Annotated in this window: 22 protein-coding genes; 10 read left to right on the top strand and 12 right to left on the bottom strand. The window is 46.2% G+C overall.

Going from position 1 to position 22,571, the window contains the following annotated elements:
* Positions 1–22: 22 nt before the first annotated feature.
* On the bottom strand, positions 23–628 hold the full coding sequence (gene rdgB / locus B2W60_RS05500; RefSeq protein ID WP_292362219.1) for an RdgB/HAM1 family non-canonical purine NTP pyrophosphatase: 606 nt from the start codon (positions 626–628) through the stop codon (positions 23–25).
* Positions 628–1,344 (bottom strand): ribonuclease PH, encoded by a 717-nt coding sequence (rph, locus tag B2W60_RS05495; RefSeq protein ID WP_292362220.1) that lies wholly within the window; start codon positions 1,342–1,344, stop codon positions 628–630. Before rph ends, rdgB begins: the two co-directional genes overlap by 1 nt.
* 127 nt (positions 1,345–1,471) lie before the next feature.
* Between rph and B2W60_RS05490 the strand changes: the two genes are divergently transcribed.
* Positions 1,472–2,323 carry a YicC/YloC family endoribonuclease gene (locus tag B2W60_RS05490; protein WP_292362656.1) on the top strand — a complete coding sequence of 284 codons (852 nt, stop codon included), beginning with the start codon at positions 1,472–1,474 and terminating at the stop codon, positions 2,321–2,323.
* A gap of 207 nt (positions 2,324–2,530) precedes the next feature.
* Positions 2,531–3,781: an OmpP1/FadL family transporter gene (locus tag B2W60_RS05485; RefSeq protein WP_292362221.1), complete on the top strand. Its 1,251-nt coding sequence runs from the start codon at positions 2,531–2,533 to the stop codon at positions 3,779–3,781.
* Positions 3,782–3,815: 34 nt separating this feature from the next.
* Here the strand turns inward: B2W60_RS05485 and B2W60_RS05480 are convergent, their stop codons facing one another.
* The 6 genes from B2W60_RS05480 to B2W60_RS05455 all read right to left on the bottom strand — a co-directional run bounded on the left by B2W60_RS05480 (position 3,816) and on the right by B2W60_RS05455 (position 11,038).
* Complete coding sequence (locus tag B2W60_RS05480; RefSeq protein ID WP_292362222.1) at positions 3,816–5,432, bottom strand: GGDEF domain-containing protein; 1,617 nt, start codon at positions 5,430–5,432, stop codon at positions 3,816–3,818.
* A 241-nt stretch (positions 5,433–5,673) separates the two neighbouring features.
* On the bottom strand, positions 5,674–6,240 hold the full coding sequence (locus B2W60_RS05475; protein WP_292362224.1) for a hypothetical protein: 567 nt from the start codon (positions 6,238–6,240) through the stop codon (positions 5,674–5,676).
* A 320-nt stretch (positions 6,241–6,560) separates the two neighbouring features.
* The gene (locus B2W60_RS05470) at positions 6,561–7,112 is read right to left on the bottom strand and encodes a VPLPA-CTERM sorting domain-containing protein (RefSeq protein WP_292362225.1); all 552 of its coding nucleotides are present in this window, start codon (positions 7,110–7,112) and stop codon (positions 6,561–6,563) included.
* A 117-nt stretch (positions 7,113–7,229) separates the two neighbouring features.
* Positions 7,230–8,300, bottom strand: a complete 1,071-nt coding sequence (locus B2W60_RS05465) for an ABC transporter ATP-binding protein (protein WP_414673264.1) — start codon at positions 8,298–8,300, stop codon at positions 7,230–7,232.
* Positions 8,290–9,900: an ABC transporter permease gene (locus B2W60_RS05460; protein ID WP_292363962.1), complete on the bottom strand. Its 1,611-nt coding sequence runs from the start codon at positions 9,898–9,900 to the stop codon at positions 8,290–8,292. Before B2W60_RS05460 ends, B2W60_RS05465 begins: the two co-directional genes overlap by 11 nt.
* 106 nt (positions 9,901–10,006) lie before the next feature.
* Complete coding sequence (locus B2W60_RS05455) at positions 10,007–11,038, bottom strand: Fe(3+) ABC transporter substrate-binding protein (protein ID WP_292362227.1); 1,032 nt, start codon at positions 11,036–11,038, stop codon at positions 10,007–10,009.
* A gap of 241 nt (positions 11,039–11,279) precedes the next feature.
* On the opposite strand from B2W60_RS05455, the gene gmk reads away from it, so the two are divergent.
* From gmk to B2W60_RS05415, 8 genes are read left to right on the top strand one after another with little or no spacing between them, the layout of a single operon-like run.
* On the top strand, positions 11,280–11,891 hold the full coding sequence (gmk, locus tag B2W60_RS05450) for a guanylate kinase (RefSeq protein WP_292362228.1): 612 nt from the start codon (positions 11,280–11,282) through the stop codon (positions 11,889–11,891).
* A gap of 50 nt (positions 11,892–11,941) precedes the next feature.
* Positions 11,942–12,202, top strand: coding sequence for a DNA-directed RNA polymerase subunit omega (rpoZ, locus tag B2W60_RS05445; RefSeq protein ID WP_292362229.1), 261 nt, complete (start codon positions 11,942–11,944; stop codon positions 12,200–12,202).
* 44 nt (positions 12,203–12,246) lie between these two features.
* Positions 12,247–14,367, top strand: a complete 2,121-nt coding sequence (locus tag B2W60_RS05440) for a RelA/SpoT family protein (RefSeq protein WP_339612385.1) — start codon at positions 12,247–12,249, stop codon at positions 14,365–14,367.
* A 43-nt stretch (positions 14,368–14,410) separates the two neighbouring features.
* Complete coding sequence (locus tag B2W60_RS05435; RefSeq protein ID WP_292362231.1) at positions 14,411–14,797, top strand: RidA family protein; 387 nt, start codon at positions 14,411–14,413, stop codon at positions 14,795–14,797.
* Positions 14,798–14,822: 25 nt separating this feature from the next.
* Entirely contained in the window at positions 14,823–16,904 is a 2,082-nt protein-coding gene (gene recG / locus B2W60_RS05430; protein WP_292362232.1) for an ATP-dependent DNA helicase RecG, read from the top strand.
* Positions 16,905–16,917: 13 nt separating this feature from the next.
* Complete coding sequence (locus B2W60_RS05425; protein ID WP_292362233.1) at positions 16,918–17,472, top strand: chorismate--pyruvate lyase family protein; 555 nt, start codon at positions 16,918–16,920, stop codon at positions 17,470–17,472.
* The gene (gene ubiA / locus B2W60_RS05420; RefSeq protein WP_292362234.1) at positions 17,469–18,335 is read left to right on the top strand and encodes a 4-hydroxybenzoate octaprenyltransferase; all 867 of its coding nucleotides are present in this window, start codon (positions 17,469–17,471) and stop codon (positions 18,333–18,335) included. The genes B2W60_RS05425 and ubiA overlap by 4 nt, the downstream gene beginning before the upstream one ends.
* A 3-nt stretch (positions 18,336–18,338) precedes the next feature.
* On the top strand, positions 18,339–19,172 hold the full coding sequence (locus B2W60_RS05415; RefSeq protein ID WP_292362235.1) for a thermonuclease family protein: 834 nt from the start codon (positions 18,339–18,341) through the stop codon (positions 19,170–19,172).
* Positions 19,173–19,176: 4 nt separating this feature from the next.
* Here the strand turns inward: B2W60_RS05415 and B2W60_RS05410 are convergent, their stop codons facing one another.
* From B2W60_RS05410 to B2W60_RS05395, 4 genes are all read right to left on the bottom strand, one after another.
* Positions 19,177–19,566 carry a CBS domain-containing protein gene (locus B2W60_RS05410; RefSeq protein WP_292362236.1) on the bottom strand — a complete coding sequence of 130 codons (390 nt, stop codon included), beginning with the start codon at positions 19,564–19,566 and terminating at the stop codon, positions 19,177–19,179.
* 18 nt (positions 19,567–19,584) lie between these two features.
* Complete coding sequence (locus B2W60_RS05405) at positions 19,585–19,935, bottom strand: P-II family nitrogen regulator (protein WP_292362237.1); 351 nt, start codon at positions 19,933–19,935, stop codon at positions 19,585–19,587.
* Entirely contained in the window at positions 19,932–21,422 is a 1,491-nt protein-coding gene (locus tag B2W60_RS05400; RefSeq protein WP_292362238.1) for a DUF1538 domain-containing protein, read from the bottom strand. Before B2W60_RS05400 ends, B2W60_RS05405 begins: the two co-directional genes overlap by 4 nt.
* Positions 21,423–21,488: 66 nt before the next feature.
* A complete protein-coding gene (locus B2W60_RS05395) occupies positions 21,489–22,562 on the bottom strand; it encodes a GGDEF domain-containing protein (protein ID WP_292362239.1) in 1,074 nt (357 codons plus the stop codon).
* Positions 22,563–22,571: the final 9 nt, after the last annotated feature.

Genomic DNA, 22,571 nt, shown 5'->3' with positions numbered 1-22,571 from the left:
CGTTGTGAACATGTGATGTCGATTAAGGTTGATGACGGGTATATTTAAATTCTTCCATAAATTGACGCATGGCTTTACCACGATGACTAATCGCATGTTTCTGTTCAGGTGAAAGCTCTGCCGCTGTGCAATCGGTTTCGGCCACCCAAAATATAGGGTCATATCCAAACCCTTCATCACCTAGTGGTGACTGCAGGATTTGTCCCTGCCAACTTCCCTGACAAATCAGTGGAGTAGGATCTTCGGCATGACGCATAAATACCACCACACATTGAAAGCGGGCCGTTCGTTCCGTTTCGGGCACATCTTTCATTGCCTCGAGCAATGCCTGGATATTATCGGTATCGGAGGCATCCGGCCCGGCATAACGTGATGAAAAAATGCCCGGCGCACCATGTAATGCATCAACTTCAATTCCGGAATCATCGGCAATCGCCGGTAAACCAGTCAGCAGCGATGCATTACGGGCTTTAATGAGCGCATTTTCAACGAAACTGAGACCTGTTTCATCGGCTTCAGGAACATTCAAATCAGATTGTGCGATCAGCTCTAAACCCAAAGGACTGAGGATCTGTGATAGCTCTCTCAGCTTACCGATATTGCCGCTGGCCAGAACGATTTTAGACATCAGTTTGCCAATGCCTCGCGTTGTTTAGTCATCAGTTGTTCAATCCCTGTTGTAGCAAGAGCCAGCATGGACTGCAGTTCATCCGTCCTGAAGGCATGACCTTCCGCAGTGCCCTGTAACTCAATATATGCCCCGGCGTCATTCATCACAACATTCATGTCCGTTTCGGCATTGGAGTCTTCCGCATAATCGAGATCCAGAACGGCAGTACCATTGTGAATACCTACTGAAACAGAAGCTACTTGACCATGCAAGGGACTTTTCTTGATTTTGCGCATTTTAATTAAATAGTCAATCGCATCATGTAACGCTACAAAGGCACCGGTAATGGAAGCGGTACGTGTGCCACCATCAGCCTGGATGACATCACAGTCAATGGTGATCGTTCGCTCGCCCAGCGCTTTTAAATCAATCGCTGCACGTAAAGAACGCCCAATCAATCGCTGAATTTCCATGGTGCGCCCACCTTGTTTACCGCGGGCCGCTTCACGTTGCATTCGTGAACCTGTAGAACGCGGTAGCATACCGTATTCGGCGGTAATCCAACCTTCACCCATGCCGCGTAAGAATGGCGGTATACGTTCTTCAACCGAGGCTGTGCATAACACTTTGGTGTCACCAAACTCGACCAGCACCGAGCCTTCCGCATGTTTTGTGTAGTTGCGGGTAATACTGATCTCGCGGAGTTGATCGGGTTGTCGGCCACTTGGACGCATCTGCTTTATCCTTTACGTAAAATACAATGATTATACTGATGCCAACCAACTCACGCGTGCTTTTTACGTTGAGTTTTCGTTACCATAGGCGCTTAACCGCTACAGGAAAATTACCGTGATACGAAGCATGACCGCCTTTGCCCGCCAGGAACAAGTAACTGAACTCGGTACGCTTATCTGGGAAGTCCGATCCGTTAATCACCGTTATTTAGAGCTTGCTTTGCGACTGGAAGAATCATTTCGACCGCTGGAAATAGATATCCGTAAAATTTTTGCTGAACGCATGGCGCGCGGCAAGATAGAAGCCACCCTGCGATATCATCCTTCTCAGCAGCAAACGGCGCTGAATATTAATGAAAATCTGGCGCAATCGGTTATTAATGCCTGTGATCAACTGACACAAATGGCAGGTCAGACCATGCCGCTTGATCCGTTACGGTTATTGCAATGGCCTGGTGTCGCCGATACAGAACAAGTTGATTTAACGGCATTGAAACAACAGGCCGTGGATGCTTTGAACATTGCGTTGGCGGACTTTATCAGTGGCAGAGAAAGGGAGGGGCAGGCATTAGCAGAAATGATCCAGCAGCGTTGCGAAGAAATTTTGCAAATCGCTGAAGCGGTAAAACAGCGTATGCCAGAGATCCTCGAGCAACAGCGCCAACGTCTGTTACAAAAAGCTGCAGAGCTTGAAGTCACACTGGAGCCCGAAAGACTTGAGCAAGAGATTGTATTGATCGCCCAGAAAAGTGATGTCGCCGAAGAGCTGGATCGCTTGCAAAGTCATGTGGATGAAGTCAAACGCGTTCTGCAGCGTGATGAACCGGTTGGCCGCCGACTGGATTTCCTGATGCAGGAACTCAACCGTGAGGCGAATACCTTGGGATCCAAATCCATTGATACCGATACCACACGTTATTCCGTCGATTTGAAAGTATTGATCGAACAGATGCGGGAACAGATCCAGAACATCGAATAATTCCTCAAGATAATAAGCACGGAATATTCTGGCAATTTTTCCTTGCCTGATGACAAATCGTTGTTTGATTAATCACATAACCAACTCTAAATAAACCATAGTTTTGGCCGCTACTGAGTTGTATCTTCAGAACGTCGATAAAGCGTTTTGCCTTTAAAATAACGCTGAATGGCCGAATGAAAAGCGCAGCGGATTTATGAGCATCCAATGAAAAAAATATTACTATGTTCTCTAGCGCTTTTTGCTGGTGCCAGCCATGCCACTAACGGTATTAATCTAATTGGTTTTGGCGCTGAGTCCACTTTAATGGCGGGTGCGGATATAGCTGTTGCCCGTGATACCAGTGCGTTGAACACCAATCCGGCCGGCCTGACTCAAATCCATAACAAACATTTTGATACTTACGGTTCCTTACTGCGGATAACGGATTTATCGCATGAGGATCAATTCGGTAATGACCGGCATGCCAGTAATCTCTACACCGGTTTGGGCGGGATGGGCTATGCACAGAAACTGGAAACGATAGCGTGTACTGTCGGGGCAGGGCTATTTGCACAAGGCGGTTCAGGCGGAGTGTTTGAAAACCTGAATACGGCTTTTGGTACGCAAGATGACTATTCGGGCTTGTTTGCCGTGGGCAAGCTGACCGGTGGCATAGGATGTGAAGTCAATAATAAATGGTCAGTCGGCGGTAGTTTCGGTTTGGTTTATGCGCAGGCGGAACAAAAGATCTTTGCTGATACCTCTGCACCGCCAACATTCGCGGGTATCGAGATTGAAGATGCCAGCAGTTTACGCACCAGCTTTAAATTAGGTATTCAATACCGGGCAACTCCCAGACTTACTTTAGCGGCAACTTATACAGGTAAAACAGAGCTGCCGTTAACGGATGGTGAACTTAAACTTAATATGACCGGCGCCGGACTCGGAGTGGTGAAATACGATGATGTTTCATTGAAAGGACTGGCTTTACCAGAAGAGATTGGTGTTGGCGCCGCCTATCAGATGAATGACAAACTGCTGCTATCGCTAAAACTAAACTGGATAAACTGGTCTGATGCGATGAAAAAGACCGAGTTAAGGGCGACGGATCCTTCCATCGCTGGTTTAGCTGACATTAACAGTACTTCAACCATGAACTGGGATAATCAATTGGTTTTTGCCACTGGTATGGCCTATCAATACAACGATAAACTGACTTTATATGCAGGATATAACTACGGTAAAAACCCGATTCCCAAAGAACATACCAACCCTGTGGTTGCCGGTATTTTCGACCATCACCTGACTTTTGGCGGTAGCTACAAGTACAACTCACAATGGACGCTTTTTGGAGGAATTGAGTACGATTTCCGTAAAAAGGTGGAATACACCAATCCTGAATTACCGTTCGGCAATGATGCCCAGTTACGTAATGAGGCTGTTTGGCTGCATCTGATGGTCAGCAGACAATGGTAGCGTTCTTTTTTATTAAGCATTTCTCAGGCCTGTTCTAAGCCCATTGACGGTTATTAGTACGTTTTTGATGATACATGCGTTTATCTGCCAGTACTCTGAGCTCATTAATATTGATGCTTTCTACCATATTCGCTGAGCCATGACTGACGCCGGCTTTTTCAAATCCGTTCTGTCGCATGTAACTGATGGTTTCTGAAATGACCTCTCTGATATTTTCTGCATAGGAAATACTATTACTGGTGATGGCAAACTCATCACCTCCCATACGGTGCAGTACCCCCAGATTTCCAAGTTTTTCAGACAGGATTCGGGCAAACATCTGCAGCATTTCGTCACCTTTCAGATGCCCGAAGGTGTCGTTATAAAGCTTCAGGTTATCCATGTCCAGTAACGTTAACATCCCGTTTTCTGGCAGTTTTTCCATGGAAATATCCAGGGCATAACGATTAGGGAGACCAGTCAATGCATCATGATGGGCAATTTGCAAACTGTGCTGTACCAATACCAGGTTACGTTCTTTTTCACGATAAACTTCGGCGAACTGGTAGCCCAGAACCAAGCCAATCAGCAGCACTTCCACTGTTACAGCTAACAGACCAATATGCTCAATATAGATAGTGTAGACGCCTTCCAGATCCTTGCTGGAAATGGCTATTGAGCCAATAACAAAGAAGGTGGCAATAGCTACCAGATAAAAATAGGCGATTTTATAACCTTCAAAGGCTCGCACCAGTGCAGCAATCAATCCATAAAGCATCATTAAACCGACACCATAGCGGGCACATTCGATGATCAGGTGTTTATTGAATATGGCGGTAGCAAGTAGCACAGCAAGTATCAGCAAAAACAGTTTGGCCAGGAGATCCAGTTTGGGGTGAGTATCAGCCCTTATCTGTAATAAATGCTTGGCAAACAGGATATAGGCAAAGTTACTTAATAAAATAGGACCACCGACAAAATAAAACCAATGGATATTGAACAGGTCAGGGGTAATTAACAGGGCAGTACCGTTGTAAATCACATTCATCAAGATAAAAAAGGTATACATGATTTCAGTGGTGCGTCTTCGGACTAACGCCAGAATGCTGTAATACACTCCAAGACTGATCAATACGCCCATGCTGACCAGCGTAATGACACTGCCCCATTTTATGGCCTCGCGGTAATGTGACAATGTGTCCCAATAAGGCTGAGGCTCAGCAATAAAATAGGGAGAAACCAATTGTGTCGTGAGCTGATATCGACCAGGGGGAAGTTTGAATTCTCGTCCATGACGCATAAAAAACGTATTTTTTACTTCCGACTCAATTCCCCCTCTCGCTTCGGCAACAATATTCCCTGTCGCATTGGAGATATAGTGATGAAAATGACCTAATACACTGGCATTTTTAAAATCAATGACAATGGTTTGATCTGAATCTGTGATTTCGAAAGATGAATTGAAGACAAATTGCCCGCCGGTCAGTGCTGGCGCATTAATGGACTTAACAGGCTGCTCAGGAAATTGCCATTCAGAGTCGACTTCATACCACTGCCCCGCAAATTGTTGCTGGGCAATACCGGTCGCTGGAATAAGTAATATGAATAGCCATAAGAGCCTGATAAATAAAAGCTGAAAAGGGGCTAAGCCAAATTGTAGACAATTCATCATGTTCAGCTATTCACAATCCAATAAATATAACTTTTCATCTGTTCAGGGTTTGGATTTGTTCATTGGGGATGGTTTCTTTTTTGAAGTTTAGCAAGACCATAGCAACTATTATGAGTGGTATGTTGATATTTTTACATGTTGTTAAGAATCCTTATGTTCTGGGGAAATGATTTTGTGGTTGTCAGAGTGAAAGATAAAAAAAAGCCGTGCTGGGCACGGCTTTGAATGATGATGAAGTGCCTTATTTGACAAGGCGGCGTCTGAAGCTCAGAAAGCCTAATAATGCTGGGGCAAATAACCACAGTGCAGCAGGAATTGGCACAGCTGATACAGGAGAAGTATTGAAGTAGGCCACATGCGAGATCCCTAAGAGTCCGTCATTGTTATAAAACAATGAGGTAATGGGCGTATCGAATAAACCTACCAGAGTAAAATTCCCGACTTTCATTAAAAAGCCTTCAAATGCAAGGCCCAGCGATGAAGAGTCAAACATATTACCTGCAGGAGGTGGTTCAATTTTAGTAAAGTCAGTGACAGTGAAACCGACACCTGCTGCATTAAAAGCGGTTTGTAATTGAGATCCATCCACCGCATTAGGAATAGCATCGGCTATGTAATAACCTTGCGATGCACCGGGCATGTAGTCAGTGATATTCACCACTGTTGAAATGGTTCCAGTGTTACCCGGAGGACCTCCTGTTGGATAACTGACAGGATTTATAAGTGATAATGTTGCTGCATTAACCGTCAATGACAATGTTGTCAGGCATGCAACCAACAACGTATTAATATAACTAGAAATTTTCATAAAATGCCCCCCAGCGGTTGTTAATATTATTGTGTACTACATCTCATAATTTAGGCCGTTGTGAATCGCCTGGATAGTGTACTTTGGTACTAATTCCCTATTTTTTGTATGAAAATTTCCTACCCCTATGAGTGTGCTAAAAGAAATCATGAGAATTTTCAGTGGATTCTAAAATGGATCCGCCGAAAGGAAAGAGAAAAAAGGAAGTTTATCGACAACGGCAACGGAAGAAATCAGTCATGATTGAAAAGTTTGGCTGTAGAAATAAAATGCAAAAAAAAGCCGTGATAAACACGGCTCTTTGTGTAAAGGGGGAAAGCTTATTGAATCATGCGACGTCTTAACCCTAAAAAACCCATTAAAGCCGGAGCAAATAACCATAAAGCTGCGGGTAAAGGTACTTCTGAAACAGAGGTGTTGAAATAGGCAATATGTGAAACGTCTTTCCCATCGTGTGTTAAGAAATCCAGGCTGGAAATTGGGGTATTGAAAAGACCAATTAAAGTAGTTGTGCCGTATTTCATTAAGAACCCGGAAAATGACAGCCCTAGTGGAGATGTATTCAAATCGTTCGAAGCGGGATTTTCAATTTTGAAAAAATCCGTTACCACAAAGCTGGATCCTGCTTTAGATATTGCGGTTTGCACATGCGCAGCATTCATTGCATTTGGATTAGGTTTGGCGGCATAAAAGCCTTCTGAAGCGCCAGGCATAAAATCATTGATATTTTCAACCTGAGAAACCGTTCCCTTAAAGCCATTAGCGTTATAGTTTACTGTACCAGTCAAAGATAATGATGCCGCATTAGCAGTGACGCTTAATGAAGCTGTTACAAACAACAACACGGTTTTGATAAGGGTGATTTTTTGCATACAGGTTTGCGCCTCCAGGGGCAGGGGGGGATGGGAATTACGATGCATAATTTATAGATATTGCAGCAAATAGATATAGTACCTTGGTACTACCTCACACATATTTTCGTGGTGTATTCAGGGAAAATCTGAAAACACGGCCAAATGGTCCGCTTCCAGACGAATTCCAAGAAATTCACCGATCTCATGCTGATGATGACTTTGCACCAGGCACAAAATCTGTTGGCCACTTTGCAGTTTGAGGGTGTAGAGATAAACTGCGCCACGAAAAGCCCTGGCGACAATTTCGGCTTTTAACGGACTATTATCGTCATGGATGATGTCATCCGGTCGTAGCAGCAAATTTACCTTCTGGCCTGTAGCCGCATCGGACGTCATTTTACCGCTGACAATGCCCAGTTCTGTGCTGACCTTGTTATCAGCAATAATCTCTCCGGGGAGAAGTACGCCTTGTCCGATAAAATCAGCGACAAAACGACTGGCCGGGCGATGATATAAATCATAACCATTTCCCCATTGCAGCAGTTTACCTTGTCCCAGTACGCCGATCTGATCGGCCATGGCAAAGGCTTCATGCTGATCATGCGTCACCATAATCGCAGTCACACCATCACGTCGCAGTAAGTCACGCACATCACGAGCGAGTTGTTCACGTAAATCGGAGTCCATACTGGAAAACGGTTCATCCAGTAACAGAATATCGGGACGAGGAGCCATGGCCCTTGCCAGTGCCACGCGTTGTTGCTGACCACCGGAAAGTTGATGCGGATATTGATCTTTAGAATCGACCAACTCGACTAATTCAAGCAGTTCGTCAACACGTTGCTGTCGTTGTTTTCGCGGCAGTTTTTGCAAACCAAAACCAATATTTTTCGCGACAGTGAGATGTGGAAACAAAGCAAAGTCCTGAAACACCATACCGATTCGGCGTTTTTCCGGAGATAGGAAAAAATCAGCGGAGCTGACCGTTTTACCATGCAATACAATATTGCCCTGCATAACCGGTTCAAAGCCGGCAATGGCTCTTAATACTGAGGTTTTACCGCAGCCCGAAGGACCCAGTAAACAGGCAATCTCACCGTCTTTTAATTGAAAGGAAACGCCTTCCACAACCGGCCTGCCCGCATAGCCGATACTGATATTGTTTACCTGTAATTGGGATATGTGCATTGTGGTATCAGTTTTCATCAATTGCCACTTTAAGCTTGCGTGATCGGGTAATGGTTTTACTCAGTAGTATGACCGGAATAATACCTGCAATGACGATAGCCAGTGCTGCGGGAGCGGCTTCTGCCAAACGTTCATCGGAAGCCAGCTCATAGGCTTTTACCGCTAAGGTATTAAAGTTGAATGGTCGCAAAATGAGCGTAGCGGGTAATTCTTTTAAAACATCAACAAATACCAGCAATAATGCCGTCATTAATGAGGCACTTAACATCGGGATATGGATCTGCCTGAGAATCTGTAATGGTCGAAAACCAAATGATCGGCCAGCCTCATCCATGGAATGCGTGATACGCGTCAAACCACTGTCAACGGTTTGTAATGAGACTGCAAGGAACCGTGTCAAGTAGGCAAAGGTAACTGCGACCAGAGTTCCGCTGAGTAATAACCCGGTGGAAAAGTCAAAATGGCTGCGAGCCAGATCATCAAGTGTATTATCAATCCAGGCAAAAGGAATCATCACCCCAACCGCAATAACGGCACCCGGAACGGCATAACCCATACCTGCCACACGAACAGCACCACTGACTAATTTACCGGGATAGAGCCGCTGGGCGTAGGCCATTATGATGGCTAACACTAATGCCAGTACTGCAGCAAATGCAGCCAGTGAAAGACTGTTCATCAGTAATCTCATAAATGCGGCATCAATCACGGTATCAGCCACATGAATGGTCCAGCTAAGCAGTTGTATGGCGGGTAATAAAAAGCCCAGACTGAGTATCAACATACAAAAACAAAATGCCAGTAAAGCACGGCTTCCGGTTAATTGAAATCGACGTAGATCCTGATGCCGACGGCTAGTGTGATGATATCGGGCTTTGCGGCGTGAATAGCGTTCCACGATTATCAGGGCAAACACAAATACCATGAGTCCGGCAGCCAGCTGAGCTGCCGCAGCGGCACTGCCCATACCGAACCAGGTACGGAAAATACCGGTGGTAAAGGTGCTGACACCAAAAAACTGTACGGTGCCATAATCTGCCAGGGTTTCCATTAAAGCCAATGATAAACCGGCAATGATTGCTGGACGAGCCAGCGGCAGTGCCACGCGCCAGAACGTTTTCCACGGCCCGTTACCCAGTGTTCGACTGACATCCAGAACGCAGATGGATTGATTAAGAAATGCGGCACGGCTCAGCAGATAAACATAAGGATAAAGCACCAGCGTCAACATGGCCACCGCACCATTTAATGAACGGATCTGGGGAAACCAGTAATCACCATATTGCCAGCCAAACCAGTCACGTAAGGCCATCTGTACCGGCCCGGCAAAATCCAGCATGCCGGTATAGGTATAGGCAATAATGTAGGCGGGCATGGCCATAGGCAGTAATAGTGCCCATTCAAAAACACTGCGTCCGGGAAACTGACACATGGTCGTGAGCCAGGCGGTGGTTACCCCAATTAACAGGGTGCCGATGGCCACCCCCAGCATTAATAATAAAGAATTACGGATATAGTCGGGGAGAACTGTAGTGCTCAGGTGTTGCCAGATATCGCCACTGGGGACAAAAACATGGGCCAATACCACTATTACCGGCATTGACAATATGATTGCCATTACCAGAATGAATAGCGGATATGGACGGTATTGGCTTATTGATAACATGGAATTGTAAAATTGGCAGTTCGTCTGACAAAACTGCCAACTTTACGCATGGAAACGCTTATTGCCAACCTGCACGATCCATCAAGCGCAGTGCATCCGCGTTAAATTCACCTAATTTATCCATGACCAGAGGATCGGCTTTGAACTCTCCCCATTGTTCCAGTAGTTCGCCTTTTTCGATATCTGCTCTAACAGGATATTCACCATTGGCTTCTGCATACCATTTCTGGGCAGCATCGCTGGTCAGAAACTCAATCAGTCTGATGGCATTTTCCTGATGTCTGGCATCTTTAATGACGGCGGCTCCCGAAACATTGATATGTACACCACGATCATCCTGATTGGGCCAGAAAACCCCCATCTTTTCAGCGGCTTCTCTTTCCTTGGGGTCATTACTGGTTAACATACCGGCAAGATAATAGGTATTGGCAATCACGATATCGCACTGACCCGCTGCTGCTGCATTAATTTGATCACGATCACCACCTTGCGGCGAGCGTGCAAAGTTGGCCACCAGTCCTTTTGCCCAGTCTTCTGTTGCGGCTTCGCCATTTGCAACAATCATGGAGGCAACCATTGACTGGTTATAGATATTGCTTGAAGAACGCACGCAGATTCTGTTGTTCCAGCGAGGCTCCACCAACGCTTCATAAGTTGAAAGTTCTGCAGGATCAACGCGATCTTTCACATACATAATCGGACGTGCGCGCAGCGATAAACCAAACCAGTAATCTTCAGGATGGCGATATGACGATGGAATACGTTGCTTCAGAGTATCTGATTCAACAGGTTGTATCAGTTCCATTTCCATTGCCCGATGCAAACGGCCTGCATCGGTTGTTAATAAAATATCTGCCGGTGTATTACGCCCTTCATTTTGTAAGCGTTGCAATAACTCATCAGCGTTACCGGTAACCAGATTGACTTTGATGCCCGTTTCTTCGGTGAAATCGTCCAGCAACGGTTTGATCAGCGATTCAATTCGGGCAGAGTAAAGATTAACTTCATCGTGGGAATCACTGCTGCAACCTGTGACGAGTAATACGCTTAATCCCAGCCAAACACATAGAAAAATACCTGCTTTACGCATAGAACACTCCGTAGTTAATATGTATTACAATGATAATGAGATTTATTTTTGTTTGGAATAGCATACAGAATTTTTTCTATGCTGAAGTTGCCATAAGATTATCGATGCGGGTTAGTCAAGCCCCGTTCAGTCTGCTTTTAGCTTTGCAAAAAACTGGCACAAAAAAGCGTAAACCAGTATTGTTTTGACTTAGTGAATACAGGTTTCAAAACTGAAACCGCGCAATCTGCAAGGTATCAAAATGTCTGGAAGTTTATTTATTGTGGCGGCGCCTTCAGGTGCCGGAAAGACCAGTTTAGTGCGGGCTTTGGTTAAACAGGATCCGCATGTCCGGTTATCGGTTTCGCATACCACCCGACCTGCCAGAGCCGGTGAGGTTGATGGAGAAGATTATTTCTTTGTTAGCCAGGATATTTTCAGCAAGATGCGTGATGCAGGGGATTTTCTTGAATCCGCCACCGTATTTGATAATAGTTACGGTACGTCGTCTGCCGCAGTGCATCATCAGTTGCATGCGGGTAATGATGTCATCCTGGAGATTGATTGGCAGGGCGGCCAGCAGGTCAGAAAAAACTTTCCTGACAGTAGCAGCATTTTTATTTTGCCACCCTCCAAACAAGCGCTTGAACAACGTTTAAGAGGTCGTGGTCAGGATGATGAAGCGACAATTTCGCGCAGAATGCGGGATGCTGAGAGCGAAATGTCACATTATGTCGAATTTGATTATCTGATCGTGAATGATGACTTTGATCATGCACTTGCCAGCCTGACTGCGATTATCGTTGCCAGTCGGCACAAACTGGCTGTTCAGCAGTCAAACTACAGTACCTTATTGGCTGACTTGCTGGCTTAAGCGGCGCATCTCTCGTAAAATTACATGTTTTAACCACAGGACAAATTATCATGGCACGTACCACAGTAGAAGATTGCCTCGAAAACGTAGATAACCGCTTCCAGCTGGTTTTGGTCGCCGCAAAACGCGCTCGCCAAATTGCCATGGGTGATGATGCAATGGTGCCAGTCGACAACGACAAGCCAACCGTTCTGGCGTTGCGTGAAATTGCAGCCGGTTTGGTTGACCGCACGATATTAACCAAAACCTCAGCTCGTCAGCATGCTGAAGAAAGCATTGTCAGCGACGAAGAGCTGCAAAGCGAAATTTAAGTATTGTGAGCGCAAAACCTTCTGTTGCCTCTGAGCTCGACTTCATTCAGGAGTCTGAGCCTAAGCTCACGATAGATGATCTGTGTTTTGCGACCTCCAATTATTTAGAAAATAATCAGGTCGAGTCCATCCGGCGAGCTTATCATTTTGCCGAACAATGTCATGAAGGGCAGACCCGACGCAGTGGTGAGCGTTATATCACCCATCCCCTGGCAGTTGCGCATGTTCTGGCAATGATGCATATGGATTATGAATGCATCATGGCCGGTTTGCTACATGATGTTATTGAAGACACGGAAATGTCTAAGCGTGATGTCATTGCCGAGTTTGGTGAGCCGGTTGCTGAACTGGTCGAGGGTGTGACCAAACTGGCGCAGGCCGCATTTGAAACCCGCCAACACGCTCAGGCAGAAAATCTGCGAAAAATGTTGCTGGCGATGTCGCGGGATATCCGGGTTATCATCGTCAAACTGGCTGACCGGCTGCACAATATGCGTACGCTGGGTCATTTGCGACCGGAAAAACGTCGCCGGATTGCCAATGAAACCTTAGAAATTTATGCCCCGATAGCCCAGCGATTGGGAATGAATCTGATGCGCTGTGAACTGGAAGATCTGGGCTTCCATGTGCTGTATCCGATTCGATATCGTGTATTGGGCGATGCTATCCGTAAAGCACGCGGTAATCGTAAGGAAATCGTCAGTCAGATTACCGCATCTATTCTTAACCGAATGGAACAGGAAGGTCTCAGTGCCGATATTCAGGGCCGCGAGAAAAATCTTTACAGTATTTACAAGAAAATGGTCAGCAAACAGCTGTCGTTTTCAGAAGTCATGGACGTCTATGCTTTCCGTATCATTGTTGATGATGTGGATGCCTGCTATCGCATGCTTGGCGTAGTACATAACCTGTACAAACCGGTGCAGGGCAAGTTCAAAGATTATATTGCGATTCCCAAAGCCAATGGCTATCAATCATTGCATACCGTATTGTTTGGTCCTTATGGGGTGCCGATAGAAGTGCAGATACGGTCCCGTGATATGGATCAATTGGCAGAAGCCGGGGTGGCTGCTCATTGGCTTTATAAATCGGGTGAGGCCGCCGGCAATACCCTGGCGCATCGTAAAGCCCGACAGTGGTTGCAAGGCATTCTGGAAATGCAGAAAGGTTCTGGCGATTCGATGGAATTTCTGGAAAATCTGCGTATCGATTTATTCCCGGATGAGATTTATGTTTCCACTCCAAGAGGTGAGATTTTAACGTTGCCTCGCGGTTCTACAGCCGTCGATTTTGCTTATGCCGTACATTCTGATGTGGGTAACAGCTGTGTTGCTGCTCGGGTGGGTCGTCATCTGGTGCCATTAAGCTCGCAACTGGAAACCGGACAATCTGTCGAGATAATCACTTCTCCGACGTCACACCCGAATCCGGCCTGGCTGAATTTTGTGGTGACCCCTAAAGCGCGCACCAATATTCGCAACTATCTGAAACATCTGCAGGGTGAAGAGGCGATTCAGCTTGGGCAGCGTCTTCTGAACAAACACCTGACAGCGTTTTCCACTGCACTGGAAAATATTCCAATCAAACGTATTAATGCTTTATTGAAAGAATATGAGCTGGATAATTTTGATAAATTATTAAGCGATCTTGGGCTGGGGAATATATCCGCCTTACTGGTTGCACAAAAGCTGCTGCAGGAAGAAACACCGAATAAAGAACCACAGGCGTTGTTGATTGCCGGTACGGAAGGCATGGTGGTGAATTTTGCCCGCTGCTGTCATCCGATCCCGGGTGATCCGATTCACGGTTTTGTCAGTGCAGGTCGTGGCATTATCATTCACCAGCGCAGCTGCAAAAACACTACGCATTTACGTGAGCAGAATGAAAAATGGCTGGATGTCGCCTGGGCCAAAGAAATTAACCGTGATTTTCCGGTGGATTTGATGATGCATTTACGCAATCAACGTGGTGCACTGGCGACCATTGCATCGGTGATTTCAGAGGCTGAGTCCAATATTGATAATGTCATGGTTGACGAACGCGACGGTGGATTTACCCATCTGCGGCTAACCATTGAAGTCACTAATCGTCAGCATTTAGCCCGCATTATCCGTCGTTTACGCCAACTGGAAATGGTCGAACGCATTAACCGTATTAATAACTGATTTGTTTAATCTGTCGTTTTAAGACGACTTAGCCGGAGTTTTTATGTCCCGAGAAATCATTCACACCAGCAACGCGCCAGAAGCGATTGGAACTTATTCACAAGCAGTCAAAGTTGGCGATGTTGTTTACTTGTCCGGTCAAATTCCCTTAGTGCCGGAAACCATGACGGTTATTGAAGGTGATTTCGCTACACAAGTGCGTCGGGTGTTTGATAATTTATCTGCTGTTGCAGCCGCGGCGGGCGGAAGTTTACAAGACGTCGTCAAACTGAATATTTATCTGACCGATCTGGCGCATTTCGGCACCGTCAACGAAATCATGGCTGACTACTTTCAACAACCATATCCAGCACGTGCAGCGATTGGTGTCGCGTCTCTCCCAAAAGACGTACCTGTTGAAATGGATGCTATTCTGCATCTTGGCGCATAACGTCGATATTTAGTGACCGTAACAAGTGACTGAGCTGGCCATTGCCGATCCGGTCACATCGCTGAAAGGCGTGGGTGAAAAACTCGCCGAGAAGCTTGAAAAACTGGGGATCCGCCAGATTCAGGATTTGCTGTTTCATCTGCCTTTACGCTATCAGGATCGAACCCGGTTAATGCCTATCGGCAGTTTACGGCCACAACAGGAAAAACTGGTTGAAGGGGTTATCCAGCTCAGTCAGGTTAAATTTGGACGGCGTAGATCATTGCTTTGTCACGTCAGCGATGGCACTGGTGCTTTGGTATTACGCTTTTTTCATTTCTCCAAAAGCCAGCAACAGCAATTAGCAAAAGGTCAGCGAATTCGCTGTTTTGGTGAAATACGCAGTGGCCCGTCAGCTTTGGAAATGGTGCATCCCGAATATCAGTTAATTCAGGGTGATGCACCGTTTGCTGTCGAAGAAGCCTTAACCCCAGTTTATCCAACGACTGAAGGTTTACACCAGCTATCCTGGCGTAAATTATTAACTCAGGCCCTGAATCTGCTGGATCAGCAAACCATGCCGGCTTACTTGCCTGAAGCTTTACTGGATCCGCGCGTTGCACATTTTGATCTGACGCAAGCCTTGAAATTTGTGCATTTACCTCCGCCGGATTGTGATGTCAGTCAGTTAATCTCCCGTGAGCATCCTGCCCAGAAACGATTGGCATTTGAAGAATTGCTGGCCCAACAACTCAGCATGCGGCAGATTCGCTATCGTACTCAGCAACATCAGGCACCCATGTTTAATGCTGATCTGTTCAGTAAAAAGTTTTTACAAGAGCTGCCGTTTCCATTAACCGGCGCTCAACAACGTGTTATCAGAGAGATCCGTGAAGATCTTCAACAGACTATGCCGATGCAGCGACTGATGCAGGGCGATGTCGGATCCGGCAAAACCGTGGTGGCCGCTTTATCCGCATTAATGGCTGTTTCCAGTGGTTATCAGGCGGTGATGATGGCGCCCACAGAATTATTAGCCGAACAGCATTATCAGACATTTCGTAACTGGCTTGAGCCGTTAGGTATTCAGGTCGGGTGGTGTGCCGGTAAACAAACAGCAGCGCAGCGTCGACAGGTTATCGCCGCACTGGCTGAAGGTGAAATCAACATTGCTGTGGGCACCCATGCGTTATTTCAGGATGAGGTGACGTTTAATAAACTGGGTCTGGTGATTATTGATGAACAGCATCGGTTTGGGGTGCATCAGCGCATGGCCTTACGGGATAAAGGCAAAGCGGTGGATATTCTGCCACACCAACTGGTGATGACCGCTACGCCGATTCCCCGCACCTTAGCGATGACAGCGTATGCCGATTTAAATGTATCCGTTATTGATGAGTTACCTCCCGGCAGGCAACCGGTGACTACGGTGGTAGTCGCCGACAATCGGCGTCAGGAAGTGATTGAACGAATCCATGTCGCCTGTCAGCAAAAACGTCAGGTTTATTGGGTGTGCACCTTGATTGAAGAGTCTGAGCATTTACAATGTCAGGCAGCAGAAGATACCGCTGAGCAATTGCAGCAGGCATTACCTGATCTGCGTATTGCGCTGGTACATGGACGGATGAAATCGGCAGATAAAGAGCGAGTGATGCAGTCCTTCAAACAGGGTGAAATTGATCTGCTGGTGGCGACTACGGTGATTGAAGTCGGCGTGGATGTGCCCAATGCCAGTTTGATGGTGATTGAAAATGCCGAACGGCTTGGTCTGGCTCAATTACATCAGTTACGTGGAAGGGTAGGACGCGGTACGGTACAGAGTCATTGTGTGCTGATGTATCATCCGCCGCTTTCCGAAAATGGTCTGGCCCGGCTGGCTTGTTTGCGCGAGAGTAATGATGGCTTTGTGATTGCCCAGCGCGATCTGGAAATTCGGGGGCCGGGCGAGGTTTTGGGCACACGGCAGACCGGTTTACCTCAATTCAGGGTGGCTGATTTGCTGGCCGATCAGGATTTATTGCCAGCAGTGACGAAGGCAGCTGAAACATTAATCACTCAACATCCTGAAAACGTAGCACCCTTAATTAACCGCTGGTTCGGCACTAAACTGAACTTCGGACAAGTATGAGTTCCAATTTTTTATGATAAAAAGCCAAGCACACTGGCAACCTGCCGCGAATGCAAAGCTGCCAAACGAATTGGCTGGCTGGCTGTCCGATAAAGGTTCGTTAACCTTGCGTCTGCAACAAACCAGTCAGCAGCAGTTCAGTGTGGATTTGCAACAATCCGGTTGGCAGAAACCATTGACTGAGGAGGCTTTGAAGCTTGAGCAACCGTTACATGAACATGCCTATTGTCGTGAGGTGATTTTGCGCGACGGGGATGAAGCCCGTGTCTTCGCCCGTACCATTGTGCCGCGGACCAGTTATCAGGCCTTGCAGGCGCATTTACATATTCATCATCTGGGAAACCGGTCACTGGGTGAAATTCTGTTTACTGATCCGGCAATCAAACGCGGCCCACTTGAAGTGACCAGTCTGCGGGCAGGACACAGCCTGTTTGAACGGGCAAAACACCACGGTATTGAAATGGATGACAAAGCGATTATGTGGGCAAGGCGATCCTGTTTTTATTTTGCTGAGAACAGCTTACTGGTCTGCGAAATGTTTTTACCAAATCAGGATTGGTCGATATGACAAGTTTATGGAGTCGTCTGCAGCCTTACTGGCAACTGACACGAATGAATCGGCCTATTGGTATTTTACTGTTGTTGTGGCCAACATTAACTGCATTATGGATAGCGGCGGGTGGATCACCAGATATCAAGATCCTGCTGATTTTTATCGCTGGGGTAGTGTTGATGCGAGCCGCAGGGTGTGCCATCAATGATTATGCCGATCGGCATATTGATGGTCAGGTGTGGCGCACGGAAAACCGGCCTTTAGCCACCGGTGCATTAACGGCAAAGCAGGCGGTGCTGACATTTGTGACCCTGGCCTTAGTAGCGTTTATTCTGGTGTTGCAGCTAAATAGCTTCACTATCGCACTGTCATTGATTGCGGTTCTGCTGGCTGCGATTTATCCCTTTATGAAACGCTTTACCTATCTGCCACAGCTGGTATTGGGCATGGCGTTTGGCTGGGCGATTCCGATGGCGTTTGCCGCTCAGACCAATACATTACCAAGTATTGTCTGGTGGTTGTTTGTGGCCAATATTGTGTGGACCACCATGTACGACACTTTTTACGCAATGGCCGATCGTGAAGATGATCTGCAAGCCGGGGTGAAATCAACCGCGATTTTATTCGGTAAAAATGACTTGTTGATTCAAGCATTATTACAACTTGGTTTTTTGCTGATCATGCTCCTGATAGGTCTGCAATTGCAGCTGAGCATGGTGTTTTACCTGGGCTTATTGATAGCGACTATGCTGTTTATTTATCAATTACGCCTGAGCAAAGATCGTGAGCGAAATGCCTGTTTACAAGCCTTTCTGAATAATAACTGGGTAGGCGCGGTGGTGTTTTTCAGTATTGTTCTGCATTACAGTCTGGTTTAATTGATGGCGAGATATTGCTATTCGGTTTTTCTGCTGGTTTGCTTATCTTTTTCGGTCGGTGCCACCGAGATTTATCAATGGAAAGATGAAAGCGGTCGGCAAATTTTCTCAGATCAACCGGTTGACCCGGCTGCTGAGGTTCTCGATCTTCAACCCAATTCCAATCGTTATTTATTTAATGTAAAACGGGTTTATGACGGGGATACACTGGTACTGGAAAATAATGAACGGGTCAGGTTACTGAGTATCAATACGCCGGAAATCAGTTCACGGCACCGCGAAGCCGAACCCGGTGGTATCGCAGCCAGGGACTGGTTAAGAAATCAGTTAAAACAGGGGCAGGTCTATCTGCAATATGATGCTGAAAAACGTGATCGTTATGATCGTCTGTTGGCTTATGCCTGGACACCGGAAGGTGACTTTATTAACGAAAAACTGTTGCAACAGGGTCTGGCAGCACTGACTTTGCAGCCACCTAATTTACACTATGCAGACCAGTTGATAGCAGCCCAAGAACAAGCTTTAGAACAGAAAAAAGGCATATGGGCGGATAAACAATATCAACCTCGTAAAGTGTCAACGATTAATGAAACGGCCTATCGAGGCTGGCAACGCTGGCGATTAACGGCCAAATCAAAATCACAAACCCGGGATTACTGGGTATTAAAGGTCAACAACACGGTAAGCCTGCGTATTGCCAAAAAACAGCAGACCCTGTTTCCGCCATTAGAAGACTATTTGAACAAGCCTCTGGAAGTCCATGGCTGGATGTCGAAACGGGGTGATCAATACAGTATGTATATAAAGCATCCCAGTGCAATCAAGCTATTGGATTAAAGATTTATTCGATTTCGCTTAGCAGTTGTTCCATGATGTCATTCATTGCCACCAGTCCGATCAGATCGTTATTGTTCACCACCAACAATCGCTTCACCCGGTGCGTAGTCATTAAAGTGGCGACATGTGTTATCGATAAATCCTCCCCAACCGTAATGACGGGTTTGGCACATATATCGTAAACATTGAGCAGATCAATATCACCTTCCTCAGCAATAACGGTTTTCAGAATATCGCTATAGGTGATCAAACCAAACGCATCATGATGATTCTGTTTGTCGACTACCAGAGATTTTATCTTGTGGCGCTTCATCAGGCTTAACGCTTCACGCATTTTGGCAAACGGTGAAATTGTCACCACGTTGGAAATCATAACGTCTTTAACTAATCGCATCGGGGTAATCCTTGATATCTAGAGAGACTCTCGTAAATGCTGCTGGAATTTTTCTACCTGAGAAGTATCAATACCAGCCAGATGTTCCAGTGGCAGGGTAAAAACCAGACCATTCGAATCCTGATTATCGGGCATGAGAATTTTTTGAATGGCTTTGACTACCTGGAGTGACAGGCCTTTTTCCAGCACCATCAATAAAACACTTTGACTACCATCGTAGCTAAGACCAAAGAATGTTTTTTTGGCGTTGTTGCTGATACCGCGAGCAGTCATCAATGTGATACCGCCCGCCCCTAAATCCCTTGCTGCATCAATGGCAGCCTGTTCACTTTCTTCCGGAACAATCGCGACAAGAACAGAAAATTTCATGCGTTCACCTTTTTCAATGTCGTCATGAGATGCATCGCAATAGCATAGAGCATGACCGTTATGATTGGAAAGATAGAAGCAAAGGCTATCAAGCCAAAGCCATCCATCAGAATATTACGGCCTTCGATATGTGTTGCCAGACCGATACCCAGTGCCGTCACCAAGGGCACGGTTACTTCGGAGGTTGTCACACCACCAAGATCATATGCCAGAGGCACAATATATTTGGGTGCAATCAGGGTGAGCACGATGACGATTAAGTATCCGCCAATAATGTAATGATGGATCGAGTCGCCCGCGATAATACGATGTACGCCGATAGTGATGCCAACCGCCACCCCTATAGCCACTAATATTCGAATGACATTGCCATTTATTCTGCCGGAAGCCGCTTCCTCAGCCTGTTGACCGATAGCAATCAAGGCGGGTTCCGCCATGGTTGTGGCAAAACCTATGGCAAAAGCAAACAGATAGACATAGACAATGTGCTGATTTTTTATCAGCTGTTCAGCCATGCTGCTGCCGATGGGAAACAAACCCATTTTCAAACCGACCACAAATGCATATAAACCAAATAACACCATAGCAAAGCCTAAAACCACTTTACGTGGATTATTTAGAGGACGTTTTAGAACCAGATATTGGAAGAAAAGAATCGTGATAATGATAGGCAAGACATCGCCCACCATGCCCAGTAAATCCATCAGCATGGTCATCGGACCGGAGATAGCCTCTTGCTGAGCCGTGTCTATACTGAGCTCTGCTGCCGGAGCAGTTTCAGCCCCACTGAACACGACAATCCCATACAGCTGCACCGTTATCATCGGTACCATCACTGCCATTGCTACAATGCCAAAACCGTCAATAAGTGGATTACGCCCACGAATGGATGAGGCTAAACCAATACCTAAAGCCGCTATTAATGGCACTGTCACAATATTGGTGGTCACACCGCCAGAATCATAAGCAAGACCCACAATTTCAGCCGGAGTAAAAAAGGTTATGGTTACAACAAGCAGATAGCCAATGATCATGAACCAGTGCAGCGGATAACCAAATAAAATCCGAAATACCCCAAGCGCAACCACAAAGCCCACCGATATGGCCACAAGAAAACGTAGAATCAGCGCGTCAATTCGACCTTCACTGATTTCCTGGGCCTGTTCGGCTACGGCAATTAATGCCGGTTCAGCAATGACAGCAGAAAAGCCCAGAGCAAAACCAAATGACAATAAAATCCACAAGGAACCACGTTTGGTAAATTGATTGGAAAGGCTTTTGCCGACCGGGAAAATACTGAGTTCAAGACCCCGCAGGAACAATGCGACGCCAATAGCCACGATAAACAACCCAATACTGATGCTCAGGGTGTTATCAGGAATACTCTGTAAGATAAAGGTTTGAAAAATAACCACTACAATCACGATGGGCAGCAGGTTTTTCATTGCATGCATAAATGCATCTGAAAATGCTTTCAGTTGATTCACTGCATCCTCTTACGTTGTAGTATGGAATTAATTGTAAAGACTGTTATTCAGCGCCACAAGCTGATCTCACGCCTCAGCACTGACCTTTACCTGATTGCGTCCGGACAGTTTGGCGCCATACACAGCCTGATCTGCAGATTGCAATAAGCGTTTTACGGTCATATTACTGCCAGGCTCCAGAGTCGATACACCCACTGACAAGGTGACGCGTAATGTTTTCCCTGAATTAGCAGTAAAATGCGTTTCAGCAACTGTTTTCCGCATCCGTTCTGCAATATCTGCTGCGACCACACCACTGGCATCAGCTAACAATACGACAAATTCCTCACCACCGTAGCGAGCCAGCACATCACCCTGGCGCAGGCTGTCATTAAGCAGCTGGGCGACATGCTTAAGCACTTGATCGCCAGTTTGATGTCCATGACTATCGTTTATGCGTTTGAAATAATCCAGATCAACAAATAAACAGGACAAAGCAGTTTTGTTACGAATAGCCCGACTGAACTCTTCCACGATGCGCTGATCAAAAAAACGACGATTATTCACGCCGGTCAGTGGATCACGCAGACCGACCAGTTTTACTTCTTCATGCAAACGCGCATTTTCGATACAGGCTGATACCACGGCAGCCAGATGCTGCAGAAACTGTGTGCCGATATTGGATTGAAATCGATTGGGATTGCGGCTGCCTAAATTCAGACTGCCAATTAACTGATTCTGACGTATCAGGGGGAGCAGGGCGACTGATCCCAATTCACTATGTGAGGGAAACAGTTGCTGATGTTGATGAGGTGAAAAGCTGGTAAGACGTGGAATGCGCCGTAAACTGAAGAACTGTTCCAGACGTTGAACGGATTCGGTAAATAACAAATGGTTCTGCCATTGCTGTATTTCTGGCACTGACTCCAGCAAACGTTGGAATTCATATTCCGGATCATGCAACATCAGCGTGACGGTCGTCAGTTGAAAGCGATGTTTATGTTCTTCGAGGATCAATTTCAGTAACGGCTCCAGGCCGCTGCTATTCAGCAAGCTTAATTCATATTGCTGAAAGTTGAGCTGTTTCCGCTCATTGCTTTTGGCAATACGGAGCAGATCATCCAATCGATCTTGAAGCGTCGTCACGTCTTGTTGAGGCATGCAACAGCC

Source organism: Methylophaga sp. UBA2496, assembly GCF_002341635.1.
Lineage (GTDB): Bacteria > Pseudomonadota > Gammaproteobacteria > Nitrosococcales > Methylophagaceae > Methylophaga.
The sequence above is the reverse complement of the archived record's forward strand: the minus strand, read 5'-3'. Positions and strand labels throughout refer to the sequence as shown.